The organism is Mesorhizobium sp. BAC0120, assembly GCF_033542235.1.
In the GTDB taxonomy this organism is placed as follows: Bacteria; Pseudomonadota; Alphaproteobacteria; order Rhizobiales; family Rhizobiaceae; genus JAWRCU01.
The window spans coordinates 431185-445398 of the sequence record NZ_JAWRCU010000002.1; the positions used below are offsets into that span (position 1 = coordinate 431185).

15 protein-coding genes are annotated in these 14214 nt (G+C 62.6%); 12 read left to right on the forward strand and 3 right to left on the reverse strand.

Annotated elements, in window-relative coordinates; genetic code table 11:
* Positions 1 to 10: 10 nt before the first annotated feature.
* Positions 11 to 439, reverse strand: coding sequence for an NUDIX domain-containing protein (locus SAZ10_RS05530; RefSeq protein ID WP_318608181.1), 429 nt, complete (start codon positions 437 to 439; stop codon positions 11 to 13).
* Between the two features lie 144 nt (positions 440 to 583).
* Between SAZ10_RS05530 and SAZ10_RS05535 the strand changes: the two genes are divergently transcribed.
* Complete coding sequence (locus SAZ10_RS05535) at positions 584 to 1333, forward strand: SOS response-associated peptidase (RefSeq protein WP_318608182.1); 750 nt, start codon at positions 584 to 586, stop codon at positions 1331 to 1333.
* A 71-nt stretch (positions 1334 to 1404) separates the two neighbouring features.
* On the opposite strand, the gene SAZ10_RS05540 is transcribed toward SAZ10_RS05535, so the two are convergent.
* Positions 1405 to 1557: a hypothetical protein gene (locus SAZ10_RS05540; protein WP_318608183.1), complete on the reverse strand. Its 153-nt coding sequence runs from the start codon at positions 1555 to 1557 to the stop codon at positions 1405 to 1407.
* Positions 1558 to 1934: 377 nt separating this feature from the next.
* Here SAZ10_RS05540 and cysS point away from each other — a divergent pair, with 377 nt between their 5' ends.
* The 8 genes from cysS to rarD all read left to right on the forward strand — a co-directional run bounded on the left by cysS (position 1935) and on the right by rarD (position 9235).
* The gene (cysS, locus tag SAZ10_RS05545; protein ID WP_318608184.1) at positions 1935 to 3431 is read left to right on the forward strand and encodes a cysteine--tRNA ligase; all 1497 of its coding nucleotides are present in this window, start codon (positions 1935 to 1937) and stop codon (positions 3429 to 3431) included.
* Between the two features lie 250 nt (positions 3432 to 3681).
* Positions 3682 to 4098, forward strand: a complete 417-nt coding sequence (locus SAZ10_RS05550; RefSeq protein WP_318608185.1) for an endonuclease domain-containing protein — start codon at positions 3682 to 3684, stop codon at positions 4096 to 4098.
* Complete coding sequence (locus tag SAZ10_RS05555) at positions 4095 to 4478, forward strand: VOC family protein (protein ID WP_318608186.1); 384 nt, start codon at positions 4095 to 4097, stop codon at positions 4476 to 4478. Before SAZ10_RS05550 ends, SAZ10_RS05555 begins: the two co-directional genes overlap by 4 nt.
* 7 nt (positions 4479 to 4485) lie before the next feature.
* A complete protein-coding gene (locus SAZ10_RS05560) occupies positions 4486 to 4977 on the forward strand; it encodes a GFA family protein (RefSeq protein WP_318608187.1) in 492 nt (163 codons plus the stop codon).
* A complete protein-coding gene (locus SAZ10_RS05565) occupies positions 4974 to 5450 on the forward strand; it encodes a GFA family protein (protein ID WP_318608188.1) in 477 nt (158 codons plus the stop codon). The genes SAZ10_RS05560 and SAZ10_RS05565 overlap by 4 nt, the downstream gene beginning before the upstream one ends.
* Positions 5447 to 6424 (forward strand): prolyl aminopeptidase, encoded by a 978-nt coding sequence (gene pip / locus SAZ10_RS05570; protein ID WP_318608189.1) that lies wholly within the window; start codon positions 5447 to 5449, stop codon positions 6422 to 6424. The genes SAZ10_RS05565 and pip overlap by 4 nt, the downstream gene beginning before the upstream one ends.
* A 205-nt stretch (positions 6425 to 6629) precedes the next feature.
* On the forward strand, positions 6630 to 8246 hold the full coding sequence (cimA, locus tag SAZ10_RS05575) for a citramalate synthase (RefSeq protein WP_318608190.1): 1617 nt from the start codon (positions 6630 to 6632) through the stop codon (positions 8244 to 8246).
* A gap of 77 nt (positions 8247 to 8323) precedes the next feature.
* Complete coding sequence (gene rarD / locus SAZ10_RS05580) at positions 8324 to 9235, forward strand: EamA family transporter RarD (protein WP_318608191.1); 912 nt, start codon at positions 8324 to 8326, stop codon at positions 9233 to 9235.
* 154 nt (positions 9236 to 9389) lie between these two features.
* On the opposite strand, the gene SAZ10_RS05585 is transcribed toward rarD, so the two are convergent.
* Positions 9390 to 9998 carry a TIGR00730 family Rossman fold protein gene (locus tag SAZ10_RS05585; protein WP_318608192.1) on the reverse strand — a complete coding sequence of 203 codons (609 nt, stop codon included), beginning with the start codon at positions 9996 to 9998 and terminating at the stop codon, positions 9390 to 9392.
* A 385-nt stretch (positions 9999 to 10383) separates the two neighbouring features.
* Here SAZ10_RS05585 and SAZ10_RS05590 point away from each other — a divergent pair, with 385 nt between their 5' ends.
* The 3 genes from SAZ10_RS05590 to SAZ10_RS05600 all read left to right on the forward strand — a co-directional run bounded on the left by SAZ10_RS05590 (position 10384) and on the right by SAZ10_RS05600 (position 14090).
* Entirely contained in the window at positions 10384 to 11745 is a 1362-nt protein-coding gene (locus SAZ10_RS05590; protein WP_318608193.1) for a LysM peptidoglycan-binding domain-containing protein, read from the forward strand.
* Between the two features lie 53 nt (positions 11746 to 11798).
* Positions 11799 to 12140, forward strand: a complete 342-nt coding sequence (locus SAZ10_RS05595; RefSeq protein ID WP_412535164.1) for an ArsR/SmtB family transcription factor — start codon at positions 11799 to 11801, stop codon at positions 12138 to 12140.
* A gap of 69 nt (positions 12141 to 12209) precedes the next feature.
* Positions 12210 to 14090: an ABC transporter ATP-binding protein/permease gene (locus SAZ10_RS05600; RefSeq protein ID WP_318608196.1), complete on the forward strand. Its 1881-nt coding sequence runs from the start codon at positions 12210 to 12212 to the stop codon at positions 14088 to 14090.
* The last annotated feature ends 124 nt before the right edge of the window (positions 14091 to 14214 follow it).

Consider the following 14214-nt stretch of genomic DNA (forward strand, 5'->3'; position numbering starts at 1 on the left):
AGATCATGTCCTAACCAGCTTCCGCGCTGATCGCGCGTGCGGTGTCGAGCACCGAAGGAATGATCGGCAGCGCCTCCATTTCATGGAGACGGAACCAACCTGCCGCCGCCGCATCATCGCCGGCCTGCAAGATGCCGCTCGGGCCCCAGCCGCGGAAGACGAGCAGCCGAAACGCCGGAAAGTCTGCGGATGGTGAGCCGGGCAGCAGATATTGCCTGAACGGCGCCAGGCGCTCGACCGCAAGGCCTGTCTCCTCCGCAAGTTCACGACGCACGGCCTCCTCATCGCTCTCGCCGTCCTGCACGCGTCCGCCGGGAAAGGCATAGAGGCCCATCGAGGGTTCGTGCCCCCGCTGGATCAGCAGAAAGCGGCCCTCATGCAGGATGGCGACAGAGACGCCGGGGAGATAAGCAGTCGGACTGGGTGAGCGTATGGCCATGGTCTTTTCTGGGTAAGCACAGATGTCTGGAAGATCGATGAGCGCGGCACAAGGGGTTTGACGTGCTGCTGTTGGATCGCCAACTTACAGCACGGTTCCGGGAAGTTGCGACAGTCCTGGCCCCGGATGGAGAGAACTCCCGTCATGTGCCGCCGGTTTGCGCTCATCCATAAGCGAAATGTTGTCGAGGAATACTTCGCCACGGCGGATTTCGAGGATTTTCCAGCGCGCTACAACATCGCGCCGACCCAGCCGATTCTGCTGGTGACTGCCGGATTGGCGCGTGAGCCCGGCTCGAATCTCGCCAACCGCCGTTCGCTGCTTGTGCGCTGGGGTCTGATTCCCGGCTGGGCGAAGAACCCGAAGGAAATGTCTCTGCTCATCAATGCGCGGGCCGAATCGGCGAACGAAAATGCTGCCTTCAGGGCGGCTATGCGCCATCGCCGCTCGCTGATCCCGGCTTCCGGCTTCTACGAATGGCAGCGTGACGGCGCGAGCAAGGGCCAGCCCTATTGGGTGCGGCCGCGCCATGGCGGGATCATCGCCTTTGCCGGGCTGATGGAGACCTGGCTCGAGCCAGGCGGTTCCGAGATCGACACCGCCGCGATTCTGACGACCGCGGCGAACGGGGTGATCTCCGGTATTCACGACCGCATGCCGGTGGTGATCGAGCCGAGCCATTTCGACCGCTGGCTCGATTGCCTCAACAGCGAGCCACGCGACGTTGCCGATCTGCTGAAGCCACCGGATCCCGAATTCTTCGAGGCGATCCCGATTTCCGACAAGGTCAACAGGGTAACGAATACGGGACCTGATCTTCAGCATGCTGTGGCGGCCGCCGATGTCCGGTCGAAGCCTGAGGTCAAGGACAGTACGCAGCTGTCGCTGTTTTGATGCGGAGGCGGATTGCGCCGGCACCTCGCGCTTGCCGCAAGAGAGGCGTGCCGGCGACGGCGGTTAGCCTGTCAGGCTGCGTTGCTGGCAGCAGGAGTCTTGCGCTTCTTGTTGGTGTGCAGCAGCGCCGCGCGAAGCACCGCGGGCCCGATCGAGCGGAATTGACCATGGAGTTCGGCATGTTGCGCTCGGTCTCGCTCGACCGGCTTCTTAATCTTCTGCATCTTTATTCCCCGACAAGTTCTGTTATCCCGATCATCGGCAGATGCTGGTCGATTCGGACGAAATCGTGGCCCGCGACCGAATATATCCTGTCTTGCCGCGTCAAACATTAAAGACATGTTTAATAAATTGTTACGCTTGCGTCAGGCCGACGGGCGTGTCGATATTCTTGAAATATGGGGGTGAAAATCATTGGCTTGACGCCGATGGGCCCGAAGCGCGATAACGGCAGCCGATGAAAACGTCCTTCGCCATTACCGGCATTTGCATTATTGGCTAGCGCACGCGCTGGTCCGGACGTTCTCGCCCTTTCTCCAAGTCAGAAGAAACGCCCCGGCCAGCAGGCTGGCTTTGGCGCATGCGGGAGAAACGGGAGTTCATGCCGGAAAGTTTCAAGGGGCTGAGGCTCTACAACACGCTGACGCGGACGAAGGAAGACTTCGTGCCGATCGACCCGAACAATGTGCGCATGTATGTCTGCGGGCCGACCGTCTACGACTTCGCCCATATCGGCAATGCGCGGCCCGTCATCGTCTTCGACGTGCTGTTCCGGCTGCTGCGCCATCTCTATGGGGCAGAGCACGTCGCCTATGTCCGGAACATCACCGACGTGGACGACAAGATCAACGCGCGGGCATCGCGCGACTATCCGGGCCAGCCGCTCAACGAGGCGATCCGCAAGGTCACCGAGGAGACCAACGCGCAATTCCAAAAGGACGTGAAGGCGCTCGGCTGCCTCGAGCCGACCTCACAGCCGCGGGCCACCGAATATATCGACGAGATGCGGGCCATGATCGAGCGGCTGGTGATGAGCGGCGTCGCCTATGTCGCTGACGGCCATGTGCTGTTCTCGCCCTCGGAGATGAACAAGCGCAAGGGCCCGCGCTATGGCGCGCTTGCCCGCCGTTCCCTCGACGAGATGCTGGCGGGGGCCCGCGTCGACGTCGCATCCTACAAGCGCGACGAGATGGACTTCGTGCTGTGGAAGCCGTCCAAGCCGGGCGAGCCGGGTTGGCCATCGCCGGCAGGCATTGCCGTGCTCGGCCGGCCGGGCTGGCACATCGAGTGCTCGGCCATGTCCATGGCGAAGCTGCTGGAGCCTTTCGGCGGCGGGCTGAATTGCGACGACCCTCACAAGAATATCTTCGACATCCATGCCGGCGGCATCGACCTCGTCTTCCCCCATCATGAGAACGAGATCGCGCAGTCCTGCTGCGCGTTTGGCACCGAGCGCATGGCCAATTACTGGATGCACAACGGCTTCCTGCAGGTCGAGGGCAAGAAGATGGCGAAAAGCGAAGGCAATTTCGTCACCATCAACGAACTCTTGAACACCGAGAAGTTCGGCGGACGGAAATGGCCGGGCGAGGTGCTGAGGCTCGCCATGCTGATGACGCACTACCGCGAGCCGATCGACTTCAGCGTACGCAAGCTGGAGGATGCCGAAGCGGTTCTGGACGGCTGGTATCGAGCCATAGGCGAGGTTCCGCTCACCGATATCTCCTGTGCCGACGTGCTCGACGGCGCCCTCGATGATCTCGGCACGCCGGCAGCCGTTACAGCGATGCATGAGCTGCGTGCCGAGGCGGCCAAGGGCAGCGCCGGCGCCAAGGCCGGCCTGAAGGCAAGCGCTGCGCTGCTCGGCCTTCTGCCCATGACCGAGACGGAGTGGTTCGCCGCCAAAGCTGCCACCGCGGCAATCGACAGCGCAGCCATCCAGCCGCGCATCGAGGCACGGCTCGCCTTCATTCGCGAGAAGAACTGGGCCGAGGCCGACCGCATCCGAGAGGAACTGCTGGCTGAGGGCGTCCAGCTGAAGGACGGGAAGGACCCGGCGACCGGCGAGCGCATCACAACTTGGGAGGTGAGGCGGTGAGGGGTGGTTGCTTGACGCTCTTTGCGGCAGGGCTGGCGGGACAGCGCCCCCCTCTGTCCTGCCGGACATCTCCCCCACAAGGGGGGAGATCGGACGGCCGTTTTGGTTTCGCTAACCGTCAGCGTTGGAGATTGGCGAAACCATCGATGACAGCCAATCTCCCCCCTTGTGGGGGAGATGTCCGGCAGGACAGAGGGGGGCAACGTAGGGCGCTAACCTTTTCGCGATCTGGACAAGGGGAGGGCGCCTGATGCCGCACACTCCGGTTCCTGAAAAAAATCGCAGGAACGCCAAATCCATGCGCCGTCTCATGACCGACGCGGAGCTGAAGCTTTGGAACGAACTTCGCGCACATCGTTTAATGGGGCTTGGCTTCCGCAGGCAGGTTCCCATAGCCGGCTACATCGTCGATTTCGCTTGCCCCGACAAAAGAATAGTCGTCGAAGTCGATGGCTCACAGCATGGTGATGCTGCCTCGGCCGAATACGACGAAGCGAGAACCGATCGCCTTAAACGGGACGGCTGGACCATCCTCCGTTTCTGGAACGACGATATCCTGCGCGACATCGAAGGCGTCTGTGATCATATCGTGACCGTCGCCGGTCTGACGGCCAAGGATGCCGCTGACCAAGCATCGCAACTCGAGCAACAGGAGGCACATCCATGATCGATCATACCGGCATATCCGTCTCCGATTTCGAAGTCTCGAAAGCCTTCTACGACAAAGCCATGGCGCCGCTTGGCGCGTCGCTTCTGATGACAGTGCCGAAAGAATATACGGGCGGCGCCAATGTCGGCGGCTATGGCCGCGAACGGCCCGTGTTCTGGGTGAGCGATCACAGGAAGCCGCAGGACCGGCAGCATATTGCTTTCACGGCCCGCAACAGGGCCGAGGTCGATGCCTTCTACGCGGCTGCGATGGCTGCCGGCGGCAAGGACAATGGCGCGCCGGGGCTCAGGCCTCACTACCACCCCGACTATTACGGCGCCTTCGTCTTCGATCCCGACGGCAACAACATCGAAGCCGTTTGCCACAGCCCGGAATAGGTGCGCGATGAGCCTCGACAACAAGCCGGTCTATTCCGGCGGGTGCCAGTGCGGCGCGGTGCGCTTCAGAGTCGAGGGCGCGCTCGGCGACGCCTCCGTCTGCCACTGCCGCATGTGCCAGAAGGCGAGCGGCAATTTCTACCTGCCGCTGGTGTCAATACGCGGCGCGAAGCTCGCATGGACACGCGGCGCGCCGAAGAAATTCCAGTCGTCGAACCATGTCATGCGCGGCTTTTGTGGGGCATGCGGCACGCCTTTGACCTACGAGGCGCCGGACGGCATCGCGCTCGCGATCGCCACCTTCGACCACCCGGAGGAGATACCGCCGACGATCCAATGGGGCGCCGAGGCGAAGTTGCCCTATGTCGACGAGATACCGGCGTTGCCCGCCAAGGCGACGCTCGATGATCACGAAGCGGCCAGCTTCCTGCGCGATCTCGTCTCTTACCAGCATCCCGACTACGACACGGAAACCTGGCCACCGGAGGAAAGACCATGACTGAGACCGTTAGAACCGGCGGCTGCCAGTGCGGCGCCGTGCGGTTCCGCATTCACGGCGCGCTCGGGCGCGCCTCCATCTGCCACTGCCGCATGTGCCAGAAGGCATTCGGCGGCTTCTTCGGCCCCTTGGTGACCGTACCCGAGGACGGCGTCGAATGGACGCGCGAGGAGCCGAGCTATTTCCAGTCCTCGATCAACATCGCGCGCGGCTTCTGCAAAAGATGCGGCACGCCGCTGACCTACCGTTATCCCGGCGGGCTGGATATCGCGATCGGCGCCTTCGACGACCGATCGGACCTCGCGCCCAAGATCCAGGTCAATCATGCCGCGCGGCTGCCGTGGGTGGAGACGATCTTCGAGCAGCCGGTCCTTGACGACCCCGACTATTATGCAAGGCAGGAGCAGATCATCTCCTTCCAGCACCCCGATCACGAAACATCCGCCTGGCCTGCAAAGGGTTTGAAGCTATGAACGCCGAGTCGAGAATAAGCGAACTTCGCGGCCTTTATCCCGAGATCGAGCCGTTCGACAGCGGGATGCTCGAAGTCGGAGACGGCCATACGATCTATTGGGAGCGCGTCGGCACCAAAGGAGCCAAGCCAGCCGTCTTCCTGCATGGCGGGCCGGGCGGCGCGTTTTCACCGAAGCATCGGAGGCTGTTCGATCCGGCGCTTTATGACGTGATCCTCTTCGACCAGCGCGGCTGCGGCAAATCCCTGCCGAACGCCAGCCTCGAAGCCAACACCACCTGGCATCTTGTCGCCGACATCGAACGGCTGCGTAAGATGTGCGGGTTCGACAAATGGCTGGTGTTCGGCGGTTCGTGGGGCTCGACGCTCGCGCTCGCCTATGCCGAGACACATCCCGACCGCGTGAGCGAACTCGTGGTGCGCGGCATCTACACACTGACCAAGGCCGAACTCGCCTGGTACTATCAGTTCGGCGTGTCCGAGATGTTCCCGGACAAGTGGGAGCGCTTCCTGGCGCCCATTCCCGAGACCGAGCGCGGCGACCTGATGGCTGCCTATCGCAAGCGGCTGACCAGCGGCGACCGCAAGGTGCAGCTCGAAGCGGCGCGGGCCTGGGCCCTGTGGGAGGGTGAGACGATCACCCTCTTGCCCGAACCCGAGACCAGCGATGCGTTCGGAGAGGAGGATTATGCCGTCGCCTTTGCCCGGATCGAAAATCATTACTTCGTCCATGCCGGCTGGCTGGAGGAAGGGCAGCTCATCCGCGACGCCTGGAAGCTGAAGGGCATCCCCGGTGTCATCGTGCACGGTCGCTACGACATGCCCTGTCCGCTGCGCTACGCCTGGGAGCTTCACAAGGCCTGGCCGGACGCCGACTTCCATCTGGTCGAGGGAGCGGGCCATGCCTTCTCGGAGCCGGGCATATTGGATCAGCTGATCAAGGCTACGGATCGGTTCGCGGGAAAGTCATCATGAGTATTGGCGCCCTACGTCGCCCCCCTCTGTCCTGCCGGACATCTCCCCCGCAAGGGGGGAGATTGGACGGCCGATTTGGTTTCGCTAATCGCCAACGCTGTAGATTGGCGAAATCATCAATGACAGCCAATCTCCCCCCTTGTGGGGGAGATGTCCGGCAGGACAGAGGGGGGCGACGTAGAGTGCCCACCCTGACGGTGCTCGCATGAAAAAACAACGTCTCTACCTCTTCGATACGACGCTGCGCGACGGCCAGCAGACGCCGGGCATCGACTTTTCCGTCGAGGACAAGATCGCGATCGCAAGGCTGCTCGACGAGTTCGGCATCGACTATGTCGAAGGCGGATATCCCGGCGCCAATCCGACGGACACCGCGTTCTTCTCCGAGAAACGCACCGAGCGCTCGAAATTCGTCGCGTTCGGCATGACCAAGCGCGTCGGCGTATCCACCTCCAACGATCCGGGCGTCGCCGCGCTCCTGCAGGCGAAGTCGGACGCGATCTGCTTCGTGGCGAAGAGCTGGGACTATCATGTACGGGTCGCGCTCGGCTGCACCAACGAGGAGAACCTCGATTCGATCCGTGCCTCGGTGGAAGCCGCGGTGCAGGCCGGCAAGGAGGCGATGGTCGATTGCGAGCACTTCTTCGACGGCTTCAAGGCTAACCCGGATTACGCTCTTGCCTGCGCCCGCGCAGCCCACGAAGCCGGCGCGCGCTGGGTGGTGCTGTGCGATACCAATGGCGGCACGCAGCCCTCGGAAGTGCGCGCGATCGTGGAGAAGGTGATTGCATCGGGCATTCCGGGCGACCAACTCGGCATCCATGCTCATGACGATACCGGCCAGGCGGTCGCGAATTCGCTGGCGGCGGTCGAGGCAGGCGTGCGCCAGGTCCAGGGCACGCTGAACGGCATCGGCGAGCGCTGCGGCAACGCCAACCTGATCACCATCATCCCGACGCTGATGCTGAAGTCTTCCTATGCCGGGCGCTTCGAGACCGGCATTTCGAGTGAGGCGCTTGGCGGGATCACGCGGCTCGCCCGCAATTTCGACGAATTGCTCAACCGCGCGCCCGATGCGCAATCGCCCTATGTCGGCGTCTCGGCTTTCGCAACCAAGGCCGGCATCCATGCCTCTGCGCTTCTCAAGGAGCCGGCGACCTATGAGCACGTGCCGCCCGAGACGGTCGGCAACCGCCGCAAGGTGATGGTGTCGGACCAGGGCGGCAAGGCAAACTTCATCGCGGAATTGAAGCGCCGCGGCATCGACGTGCCCAAAGCCGACCACCGGCTCGACGCCCTGATTTCAGTCGTGAAGGAGCGCGAGGCGCAAGGCTATGCCTATGAGGGTGCCGATGCGAGCTTCGAGCTCCTGGCGCGCAGCATGCTGGGTACTGTGCCGGAGTTCTTCCACGTGCCGAGCTTCCGATGCATGGTCGAACGCCGCTATGACGCCAATGGCAATTTGAAAACTGTCTCGGAAGCCATCGTGAAGCTCGTCATCGACGGCGAGGAACGCATGTCGGTCGCAGAAGGCCATGGACCCGTGAATGCGCTCGACCTCGCGCTGCGCAAGGATCTCGGGAAATACCAGCACGAGATCGCCGATCTGGAGCTGGTCGATTTCAAGGTGCGGATCCTGAACGGCGGCACCGAGGCGATCACCCGGGTGCTGATCGAATCGCACGATTCCAGTGGCGCGCGCTGGTGGACCGTCGGCGTCTCGGAAAACATCATCGACGCGTCCTTCCAGGCGCTGATGGATTCGATCGTCTACAAGCTGATGAAGAACCGTGAACTCGCTGGCCTCGTCGCTGCGGAATAGCTTCGTTTACGGGAACTGATCGCTGGATCACAAGAATTGGCTGGCCTGACGCCTCATTCGCGCGCAGGACGACTCCCATGGCAACCCTGACCGAAAAATCTCCCGCCGATTCCACTGCAGCACGCGGCTTTGCCTTTGCCCTGTCCGCCTATCTGCTTTGGGGCATCCTGCCGATATTCCTGAAGCCGCTGGCGCATATTCCGGCAGTCGAGGTGCTTGCCCACCGGATCGTCTGGTCCGTGCCTGTTGCCGGCCTGATTCTGCTCGCGCTCGGCCGCACGTCAGACCTGAAGGCTGCGTTCCATTCGCCGCGGACGCTGGTGATGGCGGCAGGGACTGCTTTGCTGATCACGCTCAATTGGGGCACATATGTCTGGGCGATCGCCAACGACCGGGCGGTCGACGCAGCGCTCGGCTACTATATCAACCCACTGGTCAGTATTCTGATGGGTGCGCTCTTGCTCAAGGAGCGCCTGTCGCGGCCCCAGATTGCCTCGGTTGCACTTGCGGCAGTCGCCGTCCTGATCCTGACGGTGGATGCCGGAGGGCTGCCCTGGATCTCGCTGACCTTGGCGTTTTCCTTCGCGTTCTACGGCTATTTCAAGAAGACGCTGCCGATCGGTCCGAGCCAGGGGTTCTTCCTCGAGGTGCTGATCCTCTCCGGCCCGTGCCTGCTCTACATTATCTGGCTACAAGCGAGAGGCGAGGGCCATTTCCTCTTGTCACAGCCTGCCGACATGGGCTGGCTGATGTTCACAGGTGTGGTCACCACCGTTCCGCTCGTGCTCTTCGCGTTCGGCGCCAAGCTGCTGCGTATTTCGACCATCGGCATCATGCAGTACATCGCGCCAACCATAGTCTTCCTGCTCGCGATCTTGGTTTTCCACGAGCCGTTGAGTGCCGTGAAGGCGACGGCCTTCGCGTTAATCTGGGCGGCGCTGGCCGTATATTCGTGGTCGATGCTCGCAACTGGCAGGCGCTCGGCATGATGATCCTGAACCGAAGGTAAGCTCAGCAAAAGCTGCAGGTTTTTCGGTAAGATCAACTGCAGAAACAAACAGCTAGAGCTGGATGAAAGACCCAATCAGCCAGCTCCAGCGATAAACATGCATCCGCCTGATCGCCCGTCGCGTAGCCCGGCGATCAGAGGCGCTCGATCACCGAGCTCACTCCCTGAGGTGAATCGACGTTGGCGGCCGCGGTCATGATGGCAGGCACGATCGCGTCCACCTTGTCGACCACGAGCGGATTCACCAGATGGCCGGAGTGCACGAAGCCCTCGGCGCGCATGTGTTCGATCAGCGTTAGCATGGGCTTCCAGAAGTCCCTGACATTGGCAAAGACCATCGGCTTGCGGTGACGGCCGAGCTGAGCCCATGTCATGATTTCAACGATCTCTTCTACTGTTCCAATACCTCCGGGAAGCGCCACAAAGGCGTCGGATTTCTCGAACATGATATGTTTGCGCTCGTGCATGTTGTCCGTGACGATGAGTTCATCGAGCCGGCCGAGCGCGGCTTCGGTTGCCTCCTTGTTGAGGAGGAATCTCGGGATGATGCCGGTGACCTTGCCTCCGGCCCGGAGCGCCCCGTCCGACACCGCGCCCATGATGCCTTTCGTGCCACCGCCATAGATGAGATGCAGGCCCGACTCGGCGATCGAATGCCCAAGGGTATGCCCCGCCTTCAGATAGACGTCGTCCCGGCCGGGCGAGGAACCGCAGTAGACGCAGATGGACCGTATCGTGTTCATGCACCCGTTCTTTGAAGAAAAGCGTGATTGGCTGCGGAGCATTGAAGATCAGTCGGCTGTGGAGGGTCAAGTGCAGCCAGGGCTATTTGTTGTCGCTGGCTAAAAAACGCGTTAGACCTGAAGCGGGGCTGGAGATTGGGCGACTATGGCGGTGAATCCCCTTAAGGTTTTTCTGTTCCTCGCGGGTGGCTGCGTGGCTGCGGGAGCAACGGCGTTCGTTTCTGGAGCCCTCGACCCTTACCTTTACCAGAATGCATCGGATGCATCGATGGTCGGTTCCTCGCAGCAGGCTAGGCAGACCGACCCTGCCGCGCCAAAGGACAAGCGGCTTTTGGGCTCTTCAGCTTCGCCAGATGCTGCCGGCTCAACGCCTCGGGCCAACACGATGGCCGCACTCCCGCCCGGCGATACAGCCAACTCGCCCGGCACTATGGCGGCTAAGCCGCCTGAGGCCGAAGCCACTCCTTCGGCCGGCCCGCAACCGCCGACCTTCGACGTGGTCCGGGTTGAAGCGGACGGCTCCGCTGTGATTGCCGGCAAGGCATTGCCCAACTCTCTGGTCGAGCTCCTCAACGGCGAGACGGTCCTCGGCAGCGCCAAGGCTACGTCCGAAGGTGATTTCGTGATCGTGCTCGACGAGCCGCTGAAGCCGGGCGCCTACCAGATTACCCTGCGCTCCACGCCTGAAGGCGGCACGGCGGTCGCGTCGCTGCAAACGGCCGTTCTGGCCATCCCCGACAAGCCGGACGGACAGGTGCTGGCCATGGTGGAGCAGCCCGGTAAGGCAAGTGAGCTCCTGAGCGTGCCGCAGCCCGACGCTTCTGCTCAGCCGAAGAGCGACCAAGCCTCGACACAGCCCTCCGCTGGCGCCGAAAAACAGGGCGACACGGGATCGGCTCCTGCCGGGACGCCATCGCCGGCTCAGGCAGCCAAGACGAACGAGGCAGCGGCGCCCGCTCAGACCGCCCCATCTGGTGAGGCCAACCCGGCCGAGGCGAAGGTCGCCGTCCAGGCGGTCGAGATAGAAGGTAGAAAGATCTTCGTCGCCGGTGTCGGTCAGGCTGGCCGCTACGTGCGCGTCTACGCGAATGAGATGCTGCTCGGCGAAGCAAAGGTCGGCGAGGGCGGCAGGTTCCTTGTGGAGGCCCAGCGTGACCTTCCGGTCGGCCAGTACACCATTCGTGCCGACATGCTGGACGGTGCAACGGTGATCGCGCGTGCCGCGGTGCCATTCGAGCGCGAGCCGGGCGAAGCGATGGCGGCGGTCGTGCCCAACGGCAAATCCGGGCAAGCGTCCGCGCCGGCGGCCGCTTCCTCAGGGCCCTCGAATGAAGGCAGCCAGCCGACTGCCGCGCAGGACAAGTCCCCTCCGGCCAACAAAGCGGGTTCTAGCCAGCCGGCCATGGCGGCGAATGAGACGCCGCCTGCCGCCGCAGCCAAGCCCGCGGAGGGCGCCAAGGGCACTGAAATGGCAGTTGCTTCTGAAACCGTTTCGCCCAAGCTGCAGAAGGTGCAGGGCGCCGTCATCATTCGCCAGGGCGACACACTCTGGCGCATATCCCGGCGCGTCTACGGCCACGGCACGCGCTACTCGAGCATCTATCTCGCCAATCAGACCCAGATCAGAGACCCGGACCGCATCTGGCCGGGTCAGATATTTGCCGTGCCCGACAAGAGCCGGGAGGGCGAGCCGGCCGACATGTCGGGCCTCGTTAACCAGTTGGTCAACAGCCTACCCCCCGAGTAGTCCCGCAGTTCGTCGTTGCGCTTGCGGCATTCATCGTCTATCGACGATGGACGATGCAGTGCAACGTGCAAACAAGAGGATTGTCTCTTCCAGAAGAGTCGATAGCCGCGCGGCTTTCGGCGCTCTCCCATCCGGCGCGCATCGCCATCCTGAAGCACCTGTCGACCAGCGGCTGTTGCTGCTGCAAGGATGTCGTCCAGTCGATCGATCTCGCCCAGTCGACCGTCTCGCAGCATCTGAAGATCCTCGTCGAGGCTGGTCTGGTGCGCTACCGGGCCGATCGCCAGCGTTCGCGCTACGAGATCGATCCGGTTGCGGTCGCGGAACTGTCGAGCGCGGTTTCCGGTTTGCTTCAATCCTGCTGTGCGCCGGGTGAGGCGGCGCAGCCAAGATAGAGCGCGTGAGTTGCAGGTCGGGCCGGGGGCGCCTGGATCTCCGCACCATAAGAAAACAGAGGAACCAAGGTGGCTGACAAGACTGTATCGGCCGAGTCCGGCTCGACGCTAAAGACGCTGCGCAATCTGTGGCCCTATATGTGGCCGGCGGAGCGGCCCGATCTCAGGACCCGCGTGGTGTGGGCGACGGTACTTCTGGTCGTCGCCAAGCTCGTGCTGATCGTCGTTCCCTATTTCTTCAAATGGGCGACGAACGCGCTCTCCGGCAAAAGTGCCACGCTGCCGGCCCTCCCCGAATTCCTGCTTGCGCCGGTGATGCTGGTCATCGCCTATAATGTGGTCAGGATCGTCCAGCTCGGCTTCAACCAGGTGCGCGACGCGCTGTTTGCGAGTGTCGGGCAATATGCGGTGCGCATCCTCGCCTATCGGACCTTCGTTCACCTGCACGATCTGTCGCTGCGCTTTCACCTCGATCGCCGCACCGGCGGGCTCTCACGCATCATCGAGCGTGGGGTCAAGGGCATAGAGACGATAGTCCGCTTCACGATCCTCAACACTGCGCCGACCATTCTTGAATTCGCGCTGACGGCTGGCATCTTCGCCTTCGGCTATGGCTGGATCTATGTGGTCGTCGTTGCGGTCACGGTCTGGCTCTATACCTGGTTCACGGTGCGGGCGAGCGACTGGCGTATCGGCATCCGCCGCGAGATGAACGATTCCGACACCGACGCCAACACGAAGGCGATCGATTCGCTGCTGAACTACGAGACGGTAAAATACTTCAACAACGAGCAGATGGAGGCCGAGCGCTTCGACCGCTCGATGCGGCGATACGAAGTCGCCGCGACCAAGACCTGGACGTCGCTCGGTTGGTTGAACTTCGGGCAGGGTGTGATCTTCGGTCTCGGCATGACGGCCGTCATGGTGCTCTCGGCGCGCGAGGTCATGGCCGGCACGCAAACCATCGGCGACTTCGTCTTCGTCAATGCGCTCCTGATGCAGCTCTCCGTGCCCCTCAACTTCATCGGCTTCATCTACCGAGAGATCAGGCAGGGCCTCACAGACATTGAGCAGATGTTCGACCTGCTCGACGTGAAGCAGGAGGTCACCGACAAGCCGGATGCCAAGCCGCTTGCCGTGCATGAGGGCAGGGTGGAGTTCCGTGACGTCCACTTCGCCTACGACCCCTCGCGGCCGATCCTCAAGGGCGTCAGCTTCGAGGTTCCACCCGGCAAGACTGTCGCGATCGTCGGCCCGTCCGGCGCCGGCAAGTCGACGATCTCGCGCCTGCTTTTCCGCTTCTATGACATCCAGCGCGGTGGGATCCTGATTGACGGCCAGGACATTCGCGACGTGACGCAGGAGAGCCTGCGTGCCGAGATCGGCATGGTTCCGCAGGATACGGTGCTCTTCAACGACACGATCGCCTATAATATCCGCTACGGACGCCCCGACGCCGACCCTGAGGAGGTCACCCGCGCGGCCGACCTCGCGCAGATCGGCCCCTTCATCGCAAGGCTGCCGGACGGTTACCGTACGATGGTGGGCGAACGTGGGCTGAAGCTCTCCGGCGGCGAAAAGCAGCGCGTGGCGATTGCCCGCACGATCCTGAAGGCGCCCCCGATCCTGATGCTCGATGAAGCGACGTCGGCGCTGGACACGCATACCGAACGCGATATCCAGGCGGCACTCGATACCGTGAGCCGCGGACGCACGACGCTTGTGATCGCGCACCGGCTTTCGACCGTGATCTCTGCTGACGAAATCATCGTGCTCAAGGACGGCGAGGTCGTCGAGCGCGGCACGCATCAGGTCCTTCTCAGGGAAGGCGGGCTTTATGCGGCGATGTGGAACCGCCAGCGCGAGGCCACAGAGGCCGAGGAACGTCTGAGGATCGCGCGCGAGGAAAGCGATCTTGGCGTGGTCGCCAAGCGGGTACCGGAGTTGTAGCCGAAACGGGTTCCAGGCAAGGCCCGTCGAATTCAGCTCGCGAATGTTCGGTCACTGGGGTTCGAGTAAGTGGGGCGCGAACTGACCGAAGGGCGACGTTCCGGTCAACAGCGAGGAACGTCCG

What these genes read in the sequence shown, in the direction of transcription:
- SAZ10_RS05535 (WP_318608182.1), top strand. Translation starts at nt 584, where the DNA reads ATGTGCCGCCGGTTTGCGCTCATCCATAAGCGAAATGTTGTCGAGGAA.
- SAZ10_RS05595 (WP_412535164.1), top strand. Translation starts at nt 11,799, where the DNA reads ATGCAGTGCAACGTGCAAACAAGAGGATTGTCTCTTCCAGAAGAGTCG.
- SAZ10_RS05555 (WP_318608186.1), top strand. Translation starts at nt 4,095, where the DNA reads ATGATCGATCATACCGGCATATCCGTCTCCGATTTCGAAGTCTCGAAA.
- SAZ10_RS05530 (WP_318608181.1), bottom strand. Translation starts at nt 439, where the DNA reads ATGGCCATACGCTCACCCAGTCCGACTGCTTATCTCCCCGGCGTCTCT.
- SAZ10_RS05590 (WP_318608193.1), top strand. Translation starts at nt 10,384, where the DNA reads ATGGCCGCACTCCCGCCCGGCGATACAGCCAACTCGCCCGGCACTATG.
- SAZ10_RS05565 (WP_318608188.1), top strand. Translation starts at nt 4,974, where the DNA reads ATGACTGAGACCGTTAGAACCGGCGGCTGCCAGTGCGGCGCCGTGCGG.
- pip (WP_318608189.1), top strand. Translation starts at nt 5,447, where the DNA reads ATGAACGCCGAGTCGAGAATAAGCGAACTTCGCGGCCTTTATCCCGAG.
- cysS (WP_318608184.1), top strand. Translation starts at nt 1,935, where the DNA reads ATGCCGGAAAGTTTCAAGGGGCTGAGGCTCTACAACACGCTGACGCGG.
- rarD (WP_318608191.1), top strand. Translation starts at nt 8,324, where the DNA reads ATGGCAACCCTGACCGAAAAATCTCCCGCCGATTCCACTGCAGCACGC.
- cimA (WP_318608190.1), top strand. Translation starts at nt 6,630, where the DNA reads ATGAAAAAACAACGTCTCTACCTCTTCGATACGACGCTGCGCGACGGC.
- SAZ10_RS05540 (WP_318608183.1), bottom strand. Translation starts at nt 1,557, where the DNA reads ATGCAGAAGATTAAGAAGCCGGTCGAGCGAGACCGAGCGCAACATGCC.
- SAZ10_RS05560 (WP_318608187.1), top strand. Translation starts at nt 4,486, where the DNA reads ATGAGCCTCGACAACAAGCCGGTCTATTCCGGCGGGTGCCAGTGCGGC.
- SAZ10_RS05550 (WP_318608185.1), top strand. Translation starts at nt 3,682, where the DNA reads ATGCCGCACACTCCGGTTCCTGAAAAAAATCGCAGGAACGCCAAATCC.
- SAZ10_RS05585 (WP_318608192.1), bottom strand. Translation starts at nt 9,998, where the DNA reads ATGAACACGATACGGTCCATCTGCGTCTACTGCGGTTCCTCGCCCGGC.